13 protein-coding genes are annotated in these 13,993 nt (G+C 71.0%); 12 read left to right on the top strand and 1 reads right to left on the bottom strand.

Features of this window, described 5'->3' with window-relative positions:
* The first annotated feature begins 122 nt into the window (after positions 1 to 122).
* The 12 genes from HNR51_RS14505 to HNR51_RS14560 all read left to right on the top strand — a co-directional run bounded on the left by HNR51_RS14505 (position 123) and on the right by HNR51_RS14560 (position 12,721).
* Entirely contained in the window at positions 123 to 1,235 is a 1,113-nt protein-coding gene (locus HNR51_RS14505) for an NAD-dependent epimerase/dehydratase family protein (RefSeq protein WP_182555387.1), read from the top strand.
* Positions 1,232 to 2,347, top strand: a complete 1,116-nt coding sequence (locus HNR51_RS14510) for an SDR family NAD(P)-dependent oxidoreductase (protein WP_182555388.1) — start codon at positions 1,232 to 1,234, stop codon at positions 2,345 to 2,347. Before HNR51_RS14505 ends, HNR51_RS14510 begins: the two co-directional genes overlap by 4 nt.
* Complete coding sequence (locus HNR51_RS14515) at positions 2,344 to 3,636, top strand: TIGR04295 family B12-binding domain-containing radical SAM protein (protein ID WP_182555389.1); 1,293 nt, start codon at positions 2,344 to 2,346, stop codon at positions 3,634 to 3,636. The genes HNR51_RS14510 and HNR51_RS14515 overlap by 4 nt, the downstream gene beginning before the upstream one ends.
* Complete coding sequence (locus HNR51_RS14520; protein ID WP_182555390.1) at positions 3,627 to 4,775, top strand: glycosyltransferase family 4 protein; 1,149 nt, start codon at positions 3,627 to 3,629, stop codon at positions 4,773 to 4,775. Before HNR51_RS14515 ends, HNR51_RS14520 begins: the two co-directional genes overlap by 10 nt.
* The gene (locus HNR51_RS14525; RefSeq protein ID WP_182555391.1) at positions 4,772 to 5,893 is read left to right on the top strand and encodes a CgeB family protein; all 1,122 of its coding nucleotides are present in this window, start codon (positions 4,772 to 4,774) and stop codon (positions 5,891 to 5,893) included. Before HNR51_RS14520 ends, HNR51_RS14525 begins: the two co-directional genes overlap by 4 nt.
* A complete protein-coding gene (locus HNR51_RS14530; RefSeq protein ID WP_182555392.1) occupies positions 5,890 to 7,002 on the top strand; it encodes a CgeB family protein in 1,113 nt (370 codons plus the stop codon). The genes HNR51_RS14525 and HNR51_RS14530 overlap by 4 nt, the downstream gene beginning before the upstream one ends.
* Complete coding sequence (locus HNR51_RS14535; RefSeq protein ID WP_182555393.1) at positions 6,999 to 8,129, top strand: CgeB family protein; 1,131 nt, start codon at positions 6,999 to 7,001, stop codon at positions 8,127 to 8,129. The genes HNR51_RS14530 and HNR51_RS14535 overlap by 4 nt, the downstream gene beginning before the upstream one ends.
* 81 nt (positions 8,130 to 8,210) lie before the next feature.
* Positions 8,211 to 9,308 (top strand): UDP-glucuronic acid decarboxylase family protein, encoded by a 1,098-nt coding sequence (locus HNR51_RS14540; RefSeq protein ID WP_182555394.1) that lies wholly within the window; start codon positions 8,211 to 8,213, stop codon positions 9,306 to 9,308.
* The gene (locus HNR51_RS14545) at positions 9,308 to 10,399 is read left to right on the top strand and encodes an inositol-3-phosphate synthase (protein WP_182555395.1); all 1,092 of its coding nucleotides are present in this window, start codon (positions 9,308 to 9,310) and stop codon (positions 10,397 to 10,399) included. The genes HNR51_RS14540 and HNR51_RS14545 overlap by 1 nt, the downstream gene beginning before the upstream one ends.
* Entirely contained in the window at positions 10,396 to 11,010 is a 615-nt protein-coding gene (locus tag HNR51_RS14550) for a histidine phosphatase family protein (RefSeq protein WP_182555396.1), read from the top strand. The genes HNR51_RS14545 and HNR51_RS14550 overlap by 4 nt, the downstream gene beginning before the upstream one ends.
* Complete coding sequence (locus HNR51_RS14555) at positions 11,007 to 11,789, top strand: TIGR04290 family methyltransferase (protein ID WP_182555397.1); 783 nt, start codon at positions 11,007 to 11,009, stop codon at positions 11,787 to 11,789. Before HNR51_RS14550 ends, HNR51_RS14555 begins: the two co-directional genes overlap by 4 nt.
* A complete protein-coding gene (locus HNR51_RS14560) occupies positions 11,789 to 12,721 on the top strand; it encodes a glycoside hydrolase 5 family protein (protein WP_012453180.1) in 933 nt (310 codons plus the stop codon). The genes HNR51_RS14555 and HNR51_RS14560 overlap by 1 nt, the downstream gene beginning before the upstream one ends.
* Before the next feature lie 285 nt (positions 12,722 to 13,006).
* Here the strand turns inward: HNR51_RS14560 and HNR51_RS14565 are convergent, their stop codons facing one another.
* The gene (locus tag HNR51_RS14565; protein WP_012453179.1) at positions 13,007 to 13,954 is read right to left on the bottom strand and encodes a transporter; all 948 of its coding nucleotides are present in this window, start codon (positions 13,952 to 13,954) and stop codon (positions 13,007 to 13,009) included.
* Positions 13,955 to 13,993 lie beyond the last annotated feature (39 nt).

Raw genomic sequence — 13,993 nt, forward strand, 5'->3', positions numbered from 1 at the left:
CTGAACGGGGGTATTCGATGAGATTTCTCCTGATTGCATCATAGGTTAGGGTCGGGATCCCGCGTCTCGACTGCCTAGATATTTGTTGTTTTGCAGCAATCCACGGAGCTGCTCGACTGCCCATGAGAGATCTCGTCCTCATCACGGGAGGTGCCGGTTTCATCGGCCGGCATCTCGCGAGCGCGCTGCTGGCCCGCAGCTATCGCGTCCGGGTTCTCGACAGCCTGATCGAGCAGGTGCACGGCGCCCGCGCCGTCCCCGAAGGCCTCGATCCCGCGGTGGAGTTCGTGGCCGGCGACGTCCGGGACGGCGAGGCGGTGGCGCGGGCGCTGGCCGGGGCGACCCATGTGGTTCACCTCGCAGCAGAAGTCGGCGTCGGCCAGAGCATGTACGCGGTCGAGCGCTACGTCTCGGTCAACGATTGCGGCACCGCGACCCTGTTCCAGGCGCTGATCGAGGCGCCGGTCAAGCGCGTCGTCGTCGCCTCCTCCATGAGCATCTACGGCGAGGGCCTCTACCGCGCGGGGGACGGCACCACCGTCGAGGATGCGGTGCGCAAACCCCGCAAGCCCGGCGAGCCCTGGGACCCGCCCGGCCCCGACGGGCAGCCGCTGCGGCCGGTGCCGACGCCGGAGACCAAGCGCCCGGCGCTCGCCTCGGTCTACGCGCTGACGAAATACATGCAGGAGCGCCTGACGCTGACGCTGGCCCCGGCCTACGGCATGGAGGGCGTGGCGCTGCGGCTGTGGAACGCCTACGGCCCCGGCCAAGCGCTCTCGAACCCCTATACCGGCGTGCTGGCGATCTTCGCCGCGCGGCTCCTCAACGGCCAGCCGCCGATGATTTTCGAGGACGGCGAGCAACGGCGCGACTTCGTCCATGTCGAGGACGTGGCCCAGGCCTTCGTGCTGGCGCTCGAACATCCGGCCGCCGTAGGACAGGTCTACAATGTCGGCTCCGGCCAGGACCGTACGGTGAACGAGGTGGCGCAGCTGCTCGCCCGCGCCATGGGCCGCGAGGACATCGCCCCTCAGGCCACCGGTCAGGCCCGCCTCGGCGACATCCGTCACTGCATCGCCGATATCGGAAAAATCACCCGCGAACTCGGCTATGCGCCCAAGCGCGACTTCGCGGACGGCCTGGCCGAACTCGCCGCCTGGGTCGCCGAGCAGCAGGCCGAGGACCGCGTCGCCGAGGCGCGGCGCGAACTCGAAGCGCGGGGGCTCGTCGCGTGAGCGCCGCCGGCCCAGGCCCGGCCCCGGACAGCCGCCCGATCCTCATCACCGGCGGCGCCGGCTTCGTCGGCGCCAACCTCGCCGACCGGCTCGCCGCCGAGGGGCGCACCGTCATCGTCTACGACGCGCTGGCGCGCGCGGGCGTCGAGCGCAACCTCGCCTGGCTCTCCGAGCGGCACGGGGACCGGATCGTGCCGGTGATCGCCGATATCCGCGACCGCGACGAACTCGCCCGCGCCGCCCGGGACGTCGGCGCCGTGTTCCACTTCGCCGCCCAGGTGGCGGTGACGACGAGCCTCACCGCGCCGCGCGACGACATGGAAGTCAATCTCGGCGGCACGCTCAACCTGCTGGAGGCGCTGCGCGCGCGGGGCGAGGCGGTGCCGCTGCTCTTCGCCTCGACCAACAAGGTGTATGGCGGCCTGCCCGACGTGTCCCTCAGCCTCGCGGGCGAGGCCTACCTGCCGGAGGATCCGCGCCTGCGCGAGCGCGGCATCGGTGAGGACCGCCCCCTCGACTTCCACACCCCCTACGGTTGCTCCAAGGGCGCGGCCGACGCCTACGTGCTCGACTACGCGCGGACCTACGGCCTGCCGACCGTCGTGATGCGGATGAGCTGCATCTACGGTCCGCGGCAGATGGGCAACGAGGACCAGGGCTGGGTCGCCCATTTCCTGATCCGGGCGCTCAAGGGCGAACCCATCACCTTCTACGGCGACGGGCGGCAGGTGCGCGACATCCTCCACGTCGATGACTGCGTCGCCGCCTACCGCGCGGCGCTGGCGCGGATCGACCGGGTCGCCGGCCGGGCGTTCAACCTCGGCGGGGGGCCGGCCAACGCGGTGTCCCTGCGCGGGCTGATCGCCCATGCCGGGCAGTTGCTCGGCCGGGACATCACCATCGAGACCGGCCCGTGGCGGCCGGGCGACCAGCGCTACTACGTCTCCGATCCGAGCCGCGCCATCGAGGCGCTCGGCCTCGAGCGGCCGCTGCCGTGGCGCGAGGGCGTGGCGCAGCTCGCCGGGTGGCTCGCCGAAAGGACCGGAGAGGCCGGAGAGCCGCGCGCCGCCGCCGAGCCGGCTTCGCGGCGTCAGCCGGAGATCGCTCTATGAGGGTCGCACTGGTCAATCCGCCCTGGGATTTCCGCAACAGCATCTATTTCGGCTGCCGCGAACCGCACCTGCCGCTCGAACTCGGTTACGCGGCCGCCCTGCTCCGGGCCGCCGGCCACGAGACGCTGATCGTCGACGCCCACCTCGAAGGGCTGACGACGCAGGAAGCCGCTGACCGCGTCGCCGCCTTCGCTCCCGGCATGACGGTCGTCACCACCGCACCGACCTACCTGTTCTGGCGCTGCGCCCCGCCGGAGCTGCGGGTGCCCCGCCTCTTCCTCGACGCCCTCGGGGACCGCGGCGGGCGCACCGTCGCCGTCGGCCCGCACGGCTCGGCGACGCCGCGCCCGACCCTGGAAAAACTCGGCTGCGACGTCGTCGTGCGCGGCGAGTGCGAGGAGATCGTCGCCCGGCTCGCCGATGCGGAGGATCCGCGCACGCTGCCCGCGCTCGCCTATCGCGAGGGAGACGGGACGGTCGTCACCGGCCCGCCCCATGCCGGCCGCTTCACCGACCTGCCGGCGCTGCGCTGGCCGGACGCCTGGATCGCCCGCCACCACCATCATCACCACCGCTTCGACACCGCCCCCGTCGGGCCCGGCGCCGAGGTCGAGGCCTCCCGCGGCTGCCCCTATACCTGCAGCTTCTGCGCGAAGATCGATTTTCGCGACGCGTATCGCCGCCGCGACCTCGGGCACGTGCTGGACGAGATCGACGGTCTGATCGCGCAGGGCGCGACCTACCTCTACTTCGTCGACGAGATCTTCCTGCCGCAAAAGCCGCTGCTCGAAGCGCTGGTGGACCGGCGCGTCCAGTTCGGCGTCCAGACCCGGATCGACCTGTGGAAGCCCGACATGCTCGACCTGCTGGGCGCGGCGGGCTGCGTCTCGATCGAGGCCGGGGTCGAGAGCCTGACCGAGGAGGGCCGCGCCGCCCTCGACAAACGGTGCCGCGCCTCCACCGACGACCTCGCCGAGCGCCTGATCTACGCCCGCCGCTCGGTGCCCTTCGTCCAGGCGAACCTGATCGCGGTGGCCGGCGACGACCCCGATCTCGTCGCCGCCTGGCGCGACCGCCTGCGCGGCGAGGGCGTCTGGGCCAACGATCCGGTGCCGCTCTACCCCTATCCGAGTTCGCCCGATTACCGCCGGCTCTGGGGCGAGCCCGACGACGGCGCCTGGGAGCGGGCCCACGCCCATTACCTCGCACAGTTCGAGCGCTTCAGCGACATCCAGGAAGAGCGCCCTCTGCCGCTGGCCGAGCTGGAGGCGGGCTGCGGATGCCGGTGAGACATCCCCCGGCCCATATCCTGATGACCGCCGACGCGCTGGGCGGGGTCTGGCAGTACAGCCTCGAACTCGCCACCGGTCTGCGGCAGCGCGGGCTGACGGTGACGGTCGCGCTGATGGGGCCGGCGCCCTCCGCCGCGGCTCTGGCCGAGGCCGAGGCCGCCAGCGGCGCCCGCATCCTGCCGACCGGCCTGCCCCTCGACTGGACCGCCGAGCGGCCCGACGCGGTCACGGGAGCTGCCGCCGCACTCGCCCGCCTCGCCCGCGAGACCGGCGCGGATCTCGTCCATCTTCACGCCCCGGCCCTGGCGCTGGCCGCCTTCGACGGGCCGGTCGTGGCGGTGTGCCATTCCTGCGTCGCGACGTGGTGGGCGGCCGTCGGTGAAGGCCCGCTGCCGGACGATCTGGCGTGGCGCGCGCGCTTGGCGGCGGAAGGCTGCCGCGCCGCCGACCGCCTGCTCGCCCCGACCCGCGCCTTCGCCGAGGCGACGCGGGCGGCCTACGGCCTCAGCCGCGCGCCGGAGGTGGTGCATAACGGGCGCCGGTGGCGCGAGGCGCTGCCCGAGGCGGAGCCGGCCGCCCAACCCGCCACCCATGCCTTCACGGCCGGCCGGCTGTGGGACCGCGCTAAGAACGCCGCCGCCCTCGACCGGCTGGCCGCGCGCCTCGACGTGCCGCTGCTGGCCGCCGGGCCGGTCGAGGGGCCGAACGGCGAGCGCTTCGCCGGCAAACAGCTGCGCGGACTCGGCCGCCTCGATACGGCGCGGATGGAGCGCGAACTCGCACAGCGCCCGGTCTTCGTCTCGCTCGCCCGCTACGAGCCGTTCGGGCTCGCGGTGCTGGAGGCGGCGGGTGCGGGCTGCGCCCTGGTCCTCTCCGACATCCCGAGTTTTCTGGAGTTGTGGGAGGGCGCCGCCCTGTTCGTCGCGCCCGACGACGATGCCGCGGCGGCCGAGGCGGTCCGAAGCCTTCTCGCCGATCCCGACCGGCGGGCTTTCCTCGCCGAGGCGGCCCGGGCGCGGGCCGCCCGCTACGGCGCCGATGCCATGGCCGACGGCGTGCTCGCCGTGTTCAGCCATCTTCTGGGCGAGACCCGCAGCCGCACGCTCGCCAAGCCTCTTTCAGGGGCCGCGGCATGAGGATCGTCTATTTCACCCACTCCCTGGCCTCGTGCTGGAACCACGGCAACGCCCATTTCCTGCGCGGCGTCCTGCGTGAACTCATCGCCGAGGACCACGCCGTCGAGGCCTACGAGCCCGAAGGCGCCTGGAGCCTCGACAACCTGCTGCGCGACCGCGGACCGGCCGGGCTCGACGCCTATCGCGCGGCCTATCCCGAGCTGTCCTCGCAGACCTATGCGCGGACGGAGGAAGCGGTCGAGCGGGCGCACGGCGCCGACCTCGTCATCGCTCACGAGTGGAACGCGCCCGACCTGATCGCCGGCCTCGGCCGTGCCCGCAAAGCGGGACGCCTCGGCACGCTGCTGTTCCACGACACCCATCACCGCGCGGTCAGCGCACCCGAGGAGATGGCGGCCTTCGACCTCTCCGGCTACGACGGCGTGCTGGCCTTCGGCGAGGCATTGGCGCGCGTCTACCGGGCGCGAGGCTGGGACGGCCGGACCTTCATCTGGCACGAGGCCGCCGATACGAGGCTGTTCCAGCCGCCGGCGGAGGAGACGGAGCGCGCCGGCCTCGTCTGGATCGGCAATTGGGGCGACGGCGAGCGCACCCGTGAACTCGAAACCTTCCTGTTCCGCCCGGCCGAAGCCGCGGGTCTGACCCTCGACATCTACGGCGTGCGCTATCCCGAGGACGCGTTGGCGACGCTCGCGCGCCACAGAGCGCGCTATCACGGCTGGGCGCCGAACGCCGTCGCGCCCGCGCTGTTCGCCCGGGCGCTGGCCACGGTCCACGTGCCGCGTCGCTTCTACGTCGAGGCGCTGCCCGGCATCCCGACGATCCGCGTGTTCGAGGCTTTGGCCTGCCGCATTCCGCTGGCCACCGCGCCCTGGGAGGATGCGGAGGGGCTGTTCACGCCGGGCGCGGACTACCTCGTCGCCCGGAACGGCGCGGAGATGGAGCGCCACCTGCGGGCACTGGCCCATGACCCGGATCTGCGCCGGTCGCTCGCGGCCCACGGCCACGCCACGATCCGCGCCCGCCACACCTGCCGGCACCGCGCCGATGAACTTCTGACCATCGCGGCCTCTCTCGCCGCACCCGCCGCAGCCCCCCTCACCTGGAGGCGCGCATGAAACGCATCGCGTTCTACGGTTCCTCGCTGCTGTCCTCCTACTGGAACGGCGCCGCCACCTATTACCGCGGCCTGCTGCGCGACCTCGCCGGGCGCGGCTACCACGTGACCTTCTACGAGCCCGACGCCTTCGACCGGCAGAGCCACCGCGACATCGACCCGCCGGATTGGGCGCAGGTGCGGGTCTATCCGGCGACGCACGAGGCGATGCGCGCCGTCGTGGCGGAGGCGGCTGAGGCCGACATCGTCGTCAAGGCGAGCGGCGTCGGCGTGTTCGACGACGAATTGCTGGAGGGCGTCACCACCACCGCGCGGCCCGAGGCGATCCGCATCTTCTGGGACGTCGATGCCCCGGCGACGCTGGCCGAGATGCGGGGCAATCCGGGCCATGCCCTGCACCGGGCGATGCCCGATCTCGACCTCGTCCTCACCTATGGCGGCGGCCCGCCGGTGGTCTCGGCCTATGAGGGGTTCGGGGCGCGGGCCTGCATTCCGGTCTACAACGCGCTCGACCCGGAGACGCATCACCCCGTCCCACCGGACCCGCGCTTTACGGCAGACCTCGCCTTCCTCGGCAACCGCCTGCCGGACCGCGAGGAGCGGGTCCAGACCTTCTTCCTCGTCGCGGCGGCGCGCCTTCCGGAGCGGACATTCCTCCTCGGCGGCAGCGGCTGGGAGAGCCGCGGCCTGCCGCTCAACGTGCGCCATCTCGGCCACGTCTCGACCCGCGACCACAACGCCTTCAACGTCTCGCCGCTCGCGGTGCTCAACATCGCCCGCGAGAGCATGGCGGCGGTGGGCTACTCGCCGGCCACCCGCGTGTTCGAGGCGGCGGGCGCCGGCGGCTGCCTCATCACCGATGCCTGGGTCGGGCTCGACCTGTTCCTCAAGGAGGGCGAGGAGGTGCTGGTCGCCCGCGACGGGCGCGACGTCGCCGAGCACGTCGCGGCGCTGACGCCCGAGCGCGCCCGTGCCGTCGGCGAGGCCGCCCGCCGCCGCATCCTGTCCGAGCACACCTATGCCCGGCGCGGTGCGCAGGTCGATGCGATCTTCCGCGACGAGGCTTCGCGCAAGCGCGAGAGCCGCCTGACCGAGCGGAGCGTCGCATGACGGACAGACCGCTCCGCCTCGTGGTGCTGGGCCTCAGCCTGTCCTCGTCCTGGGGCAACGGCCACGCCACCACCTACCGCGCCCTGCTCAAGGCGTTGGCCGCCCGCGGCCACGACGTGACGTTTCTGGAGCGCGACGTGCCCTGGTACGCCGCCCACCGCGACCTGCCCGATCCGGATTTTTGCCGGCTCGTCCTCTATTCGGACCTTGCCGAGCTGCAGGCGCAGCGCACGGTCATCGCGGCGGCGGATGCCGTCATCGTCGGCTCCTACGTGCCGGACGGCGTTGCGGTGGGAAACCGCGCGCTCGCCTGGGCGCGGGGCGTGCGCGCCTTCTACGACATCGACACGCCGGTGACGCTGGCGGCGCTGGAGGCCGGCACGTGCGTCTATCTCGGCCGGGCGCAGATCCGCGATTACGACCTGTATCTGTCCTTCACCGGCGGCCCGACGCTGGAGCGCCTGGAACGGTCCTACGGCTCCCCGGCCGCCCGCGCGCTGTACTGCTCCGTCGATCCGCAGGCCTATCCGGTCCTCGACCGGGCACCGGTCTACGACCTGAGCTATCTCGGCACCTACAGCCCCGACCGGCAACCGACCCTGGAGCGCCTGCTGATCGAGCCGGCCCGGCGCGCGCCGGAGCTGCGCTTCGCGGTGGCCGGCCCGCAATATCCGGCCGGGATCGACTGGCCGGCGAACGTCGTCCGCATCGACCACCTGCCGCCGGATGCCCATCCCGACTTCTACGCGTCGAGCCGCTACACCCTGAACGTCACCCGCGCCGACATGATCGCCGCCGGCTGGAGTCCCAGCGTGCGCCTGTTCGAGGCGGCGAGCACCGGCACGCCACTGATCAGCGACCGCTGGGACGGGCTCGACGCGATCCTCGCCCCGGGCCGGGAAATCCTCTGCCCCGACGGCCCCAAGGCGGTGCTCGCCATCCTGCGCGAGATTTCGGAGGCGGAACGGCGCCGGATCGGCGCGACCGCTCGCGAAACCGTGCTCGCCCGCCACTCGGCCGCCCATCGTGCCGAGGAACTCGAATCCTATCTGCGCGAGGCCGCCGCGCGGCGCTCTGGTGCCGCCGCTCCCGATCGCGCGCCCGAACGCGATCTCGAAGTGCTTTAAGTTTCTGTTTTCACACCATCTTCTTCCGAGGGCCGAAGGCCACGCTTCGGGACGATGATCCAGGCCGAAGGAGTTGAGTCCATGGGGGGACGCGCATTGGGCGACCAGACGGAAGACCGAGGGACCGATCAGGACGGCCGGCACGTGCTCGTGGCCGGAGGCGCGGGCTTCATCGGTTCGCACCTCGTCGATGCGTTGCTGGCGCGGGGCGCCCGCGTCGTCGCCCTCGACAGTTTCCTGACCGGGCGGCGCGACAACCTCGCTCATCTCGCCCGCGAACCGCGCTTCGAACTCGTCGAGGCGGATGTCACCGGGCCGCTGCCGGTGCTGCCGCGCTTCGACCGCATCTTCAATCTCGCCTGCGCCGCCTCGCCGCCGCACTACCAGGCGGACCCGATGCACACGATGATGACGAGCGTCGTCGGCACCCACCACCTGCTGGAGCGGGCGCGGGCCGACGGCGCGCGCTTCCTCCAGGCCTCCACCAGCGAGGTCTACGGCGATCCGGAGGTGCATCCGCAGACCGAATCCTACTGGGGCAACGTCAATCCCACGGGGCCGCGCGCCTGCTACGACGAGGGCAAGCGCTCGGCCGAGACCCTGGTCTTCGATTTCGAGCGGGTGCACCGGCTCGACGTGCGCGTGGCGCGCATCTTCAACACCTACGGCCCCCGCATGCGGGCCGATGACGGGCGCGTGGTGTCCAACGTCGTCTGCCAGGCGCTCGCGGGCGAGCCGATCACCGTCTACGGCAACGGCGAGCAGACCCGCTCGTTCTGCTACGCCGCCGACCTCGTCGACGGGCTGATGCGGCTGATGGACCGCGAGACCTCGCCCGGCGGGCCGGTCAATCTCGGCAACCCGCGCGAGATGACGGTGGCGGAGCTGGTCGACCTCGTCACCCGGATGACCGGCACCCGCTCGGCGGTGGTGCGCCGCCCGCTCCCCGTGGACGACCCGCAGCGCCGCCGCCCCGACATCACCCGCGCCCGCGACCTGCTCGGCTGGGCGCCGCAGGTGCCGCTCGAACAGGGGCTGGAGGCGACCATCGCGTGGTTCGCCAAGGAGATCCGCCCGCCCGAGCCGGCGGCGGTGCCGGGCCTCGGGCGCTTCGTCGGAAGCCGCCCGTTCCAGCCGGCCGAGCCGGCGGTCGGCGACCTCGCTCGAGGGCCGACGTGATGGCAGCCGCAAGCGCCGAACCGATCCGCGTCGGGCTGGTGGGCGTCGGCAACTGCGCCTCCGCCTTCGTGCAGGGCCTGCACCATTACCGCGACGTGGCCGCGGACGAGGCGGTGCCGGGGCTGATCTCGCCCGAACTCGGCGGTTACCGGATCGGCGACATCGAACTCGCCAGCGCCTTCGACGTGTCGGCGGGAAAAGTCGGGCAGGACGTGGCGGAGGCGATCCTCGCGCCTCCGAACAACACCCACGTCTTCGCCGCCGCGCCGCCGAGCGGCGTCATCGTGCAGCGCGGCCCGACCTTCGACGGCATCGGCCGCTACCTGCAGGGGATCATCGAGGAATCGCCCGAGCCCGTCGCCGACGTGGTCGAGGCGCTGAAGCGCAGCCGCACGCAGGTGCTGGTGAACTACCTGCCGGTCGGCTCGCAGCGGGCGACCGAGTTCTACGCCCGCTGCGCTCTCGATGCCGGCTGCGCCTTCGTCAACTGCATTCCGGTCTTCATCGCCTCCGATGCCGCGTGGCGGGCGCGCTTCGAGGAGCGCGGCCTGCCCATCGTCGGCGACGACATCAAGAGCCAGGTCGGCGCCACCATCGTCCACCGGGTGCTGGCGAACCTGCTCCGCGAGCGCGGGGTCAGACTGGAGCGGACCTATCAGCTCAATTTCGGCGGCAATGCCGACTTCCTCAACATGCTGGAGCGCGAGCGGCTCGAATCGAAGAAGCTGTCGAAGACCCGCGCCGTGACGAGCCAGCTCGATGCGCCGCTCGCGCCCGGCAACGTCCATGTCGGCCCGAGCGATCACGTGCCCTGGCTCGAAGACCGCAAATGGGCGCATATCCGCCTCGAAGGGACCGGCTTCGGCGGCGTGCCGCTCAACATGGAGCTGAAGCTCGAAGTCTGGGATTCGCCGAACTCGGCCGGGATCGTCGTCGATGCGGTGCGCTGCGCCCGGATCGCCCTCGACCGCGGGCTGGGCGGGGCGCTCGACGGACCGTCGGCGTGGTTCATGAAGTCGCCCCCGGTGCAGTACACCGACGCCGAGGCGCATGCGCGCACCCTGCGTTTCGCCGCCGGCGAGCCCGCATGAGGCGCGTCCTGTTCCTGCGCCACGGCAGCCACGACCGGCTCGGGCGCATCCTGTGCGGGCGCATGCCCGGGGTGTCCCTGAGCGAGGCCGGTCGGGCGGAGGCGCACGCCGTCGCCGGGGCGCTCGCCCGGCGCTTCGCGGGCGAATTGGCGGGTGAGACGGTACGCCTGCTGTCGAGCCCGCAGCCGCGCACGCGCGAGACCGCCGCGCCCCTGGCCGAGGCCCTCGGCGTCGGCGCCGAACTGGCGGAGGAACTCGACGAGATCGCCTTCGGCGACTGGACCGGCAAAGCCTTCTCCGAACTCGACGGCGACCTCGCCTGGACCGCCTGGAATAAACAGCGCGGCGCGGCCCGCCCGCCCGGCGGCGAGAGCATGGCGGCGGTACAGGCGCGGGTCGCCGGCCTGCTCGATCGGCTCGCGGCGGAGGAGGGGCCGCCCGTGATCCTCGTGAGCCATGGCGACCCGATCCGCGCCGCGCTTCTCGGCGTGCTCGGGCTGCCGCTCGACGCCTACGACCGCATCGTCGTCGCCCCGGCCTCCTGCAGCGAACTCGAACTCTGGCCCGGTGGCGGACGGGTCGTGTCCATCAACGAGCGGTTGGCGGGATGAGTCAGGCCGAGTTGTCCAGGCAGGAAGACTTGCGCCGGCAGGCGGAGGCCCTCGGGCCGTGGTTCCACAACATCGATCTGGGGGAGGGGGGCTGGACCGCGCCGAACCATTTCCTCGGCGATTATCCGGGCTTCAAGTTCCGCCGCTTCGCCCACGACCTGCCCGCCGACCTCACCGGCAAGTCGGTGCTCGATATCGGCTGCAATGCCGGCTTCTACAGCGTCGAGATGAAGCGCCGCGGCGCCGCCCGCGTGCTCGGCCTCGATTCCGACGAGCGCTACCTCGCGCAAGGCCGCTTCGTCGCCGAGCGGCTGGGCCACGACATCGAGTTCCGCAATCTCTCGGTCTACGACGTCGGCCGTCTCGGTGAGCGCTTCGACGTGGTGATCTTCATGGGGGTGTTCTACCACCTGCGCCACCCCCTGCTCGCCCTCGACCTGATCCACGAGCACGTGGCCGACGACCTCCTCGTGTTCCAGTCGATGCTGCGCGGCACAGCCCAAGTCGAGCCGGTGGCGCAGGATTACGACTTCTTCGACATGGATGCCTTCGAGCGGCCGGGCTACCCGCGGATGCACTTCGTCGAGCACGCCTACGCCCACGATTGCACCAACTGGTGGATCCCCAACCGCGCCGGGATCGAGGCGATGCTGCGATCGAGCGGATTTTCGATTCAGAGCCGGCCCGAGGCGGAGGTCTATCTCTGCCGGCGGGTCGAGGCCCCCTACGGAGCGGAAGCGGCCTATCCGGCGCGGCCCGATGGGCAACGGGAGACGTGATGCTTGAAGCGGTGATGCTCTGGAACGAGCCCAACAACAAGTCGCACTGGGATCCCGAGATCGACCCGGACTGGTTCCTGTTCGGCGAGATGGTGAAGGACGCCTCCCGCGCGATCCGGGCGGAGGCGCCGGGCCTGCCGCAGGTGCTCGGCGGCATCTCGCCGATCGACCCCGGTTTCATGCGGCGGATGCAGGCGCAAGGGGTGCTCGACGGCCTCGACGCGGTGGCGGTGCACGGCTTCCCGCTCGACTGGAACCTCTGGCAGATCCACGAATGGCCCCAGAAGATCGCCGAGATCCGCGCGGTCACGCATTTGCCGGTCTGGGTCTCGGAGGTCGGGGTGTCGAGCTTCGGCGCCGAGGAGGTCCAGGCCTGGGGCTGCCGCCGCACCGCGGAGCTGCTGAAGGGCCAAGCGCCCCGCATCCACTGGTACAGCCTCTACGACCTGCCGCTCGAATGGGGCGCCACCACCCGCCACAAGGAGGCGGAGGGCTCCTCCTATTACCGCCACTTCCACATGGGGCTCCTGCGCCAGGACGGCACGCCCAAGCTGGCGCTCGAAGACTTCGCCCGCTGCACGCCGGACTTCGGCCTGTGCCAGTGGTTCCACTTCGAGGATCCCCGCCTCGACGAGGCGGTCGCCTGGATGAAGCGCCTCGGCGTCACCCATCTGCGCACCGGCCTCTCCTGGGCCGACAGCTTCCGCCCCAACGCCCTCGACTGGTTCGATCGGCAGATGGAGGCGCTGGCCGACTTCCAGGTGACGGCGACCTTCTGCTTCACGCCCGAGCACCGCGGCATCGCTGCGCATCACACCTCCGCGCCGCTGGTGCGCGCGGAGTTCTCGGAGTTCTGCGCCGCGATGGTGCGCCGCTACGCCGAACCTGCCCGGGTCCGCGCCGAGGCGATGCCGGAGATGCCGCTGCCTTAGCGGCGCATCCGGCGGCGGTGCCCTGCTTGGCGACCGTCCTCCGAGGCCTTGCGCCGGCGCCGAGCGGTGGCGCAGGACAGGTCGGGACACCGCGGCTTCGAACCCGCATTCAGGGATCGATCCCGTCACACCGCCCGCCGCAACACGGTCGCGTGCCGTTTTGCAGCGGGATCGGGTGCGGTTCGAGAGCATCGTGCCGGAGATCGGATCCGGAACGATGCCCTAACCTCTTATTGTCGCATTATCGTCTTCCGAAAGCCGGAAGCCGGCTTTCGGGATGATGCTCTAGTTGCTGGCTGCAAAGATTTTCAGGTAGCGAACTCTCACGCCGACATCTTGAGCGAAACCGCCCCTGACACCGAAATCGTGGAAGAGACCCACTTGGATCTGCGTTGTCGGATCGAGAAAGGCCTGAACGATGCCGCGGACCTGATGGCCTTCCGTTCTCAGGCCGTTGCGGATTCCGCCGAGGTACTGGTCGCCGCCGAACGTGTACGAGTGGCCGGCGGTCAGGAAGATTCCATCCGCAACTTCGTAGCGCAGGTAGGACTGCAGCTGAAAGCTGGGATCCTGCTGCAGGGACTGCCGCACCGGGCCGCCGACACGCGAATCCGTCGAGAACGTCGCGTCGCCGTAGAATTCGAAGTGGAACTTGGGCGCGAAGCCCTGGATGTAGCCGGCCTGCAAGGTCGCCTGGAAGGTATCGCTCCCGATGTTCAAGGCGGCATTCGGATCGAACTTTCCGATCGGGATGGTGAAGAACGGCGTGATGCCGAAATAGGTCGCGTAGACGGGATCGGGCTTGTTGATCAGCCAAGCGGTCGCAGCCACGATCGGGTTGGCCAATCCGGTCGAGGACGGAACGCGGGAGCCCGCGAGCCGGCCGTTGTAGAGAGACCCGACCGGGATGAGGATCTGCGGATCGACCACGATCCCCGCAATCTCGATCCAGTGCACGAAGCGCGCGATTCCGACGGCGGAATCGAGTTCGTAGCCCTGCCCGATCGTTCCGGTCCCGAGGACATTGATGGAGTTGCGCTGCGCGTACTGCCCGTACAGGAGGAACGCGCTGGTTCCCGGAGGAAGCGCCGTGTAATCGCCCGGATCGACATCGATGGCGGAAGCCGGGCTGGCCGCCAGCATGATGGAGGCTGCGGCGTAGGTCGCCGCAGCGCCGCGCGACAGCAGATGTCGGCACGTTGACCTGAAGAGGTCAGTGATCCGGTTGAACATAGCCCCTCGCATCCATACGTCTTCTTGAGTGCATGTGCT

It is taken from the genome of Methylorubrum thiocyanatum (assembly GCA_014138645.1).
GTDB classification, from domain to species: Bacteria; Pseudomonadota; Alphaproteobacteria; order Rhizobiales; family Beijerinckiaceae; genus Methylobacterium; species Methylobacterium thiocyanatum.

Excerpts from the sequence above, each read along its gene's own strand:
- HNR51_RS14505 (WP_182555387.1), top strand. The coding sequence starts at position 123 with ATGAGAGATCTCGTCCTCATCACGGGAGGTGCCGGTTTCATCGGCCGG.
- HNR51_RS14515 (WP_182555389.1), top strand. The coding sequence starts at position 2,344 with ATGAGGGTCGCACTGGTCAATCCGCCCTGGGATTTCCGCAACAGCATC.
- HNR51_RS14520 (WP_182555390.1), top strand. The coding sequence starts at position 3,627 with ATGCCGGTGAGACATCCCCCGGCCCATATCCTGATGACCGCCGACGCG.
- HNR51_RS14525 (WP_182555391.1), top strand. The coding sequence starts at position 4,772 with ATGAGGATCGTCTATTTCACCCACTCCCTGGCCTCGTGCTGGAACCAC.
- HNR51_RS14530 (WP_182555392.1), top strand. The coding sequence starts at position 5,890 with ATGAAACGCATCGCGTTCTACGGTTCCTCGCTGCTGTCCTCCTACTGG.
- HNR51_RS14535 (WP_182555393.1), top strand. The coding sequence starts at position 6,999 with ATGACGGACAGACCGCTCCGCCTCGTGGTGCTGGGCCTCAGCCTGTCC.
- HNR51_RS14540 (WP_182555394.1), top strand. The coding sequence starts at position 8,211 with ATGGGGGGACGCGCATTGGGCGACCAGACGGAAGACCGAGGGACCGAT.
- HNR51_RS14545 (WP_182555395.1), top strand. The coding sequence starts at position 9,308 with ATGGCAGCCGCAAGCGCCGAACCGATCCGCGTCGGGCTGGTGGGCGTC.
- HNR51_RS14550 (WP_182555396.1), top strand. The coding sequence starts at position 10,396 with ATGAGGCGCGTCCTGTTCCTGCGCCACGGCAGCCACGACCGGCTCGGG.
- HNR51_RS14555 (WP_182555397.1), top strand. The coding sequence starts at position 11,007 with ATGAGTCAGGCCGAGTTGTCCAGGCAGGAAGACTTGCGCCGGCAGGCG.
- HNR51_RS14560 (WP_012453180.1), top strand. The coding sequence starts at position 11,789 with ATGCTTGAAGCGGTGATGCTCTGGAACGAGCCCAACAACAAGTCGCAC.
- HNR51_RS14565 (WP_012453179.1), bottom strand. The coding sequence starts at position 13,954 with ATGTTCAACCGGATCACTGACCTCTTCAGGTCAACGTGCCGACATCTG.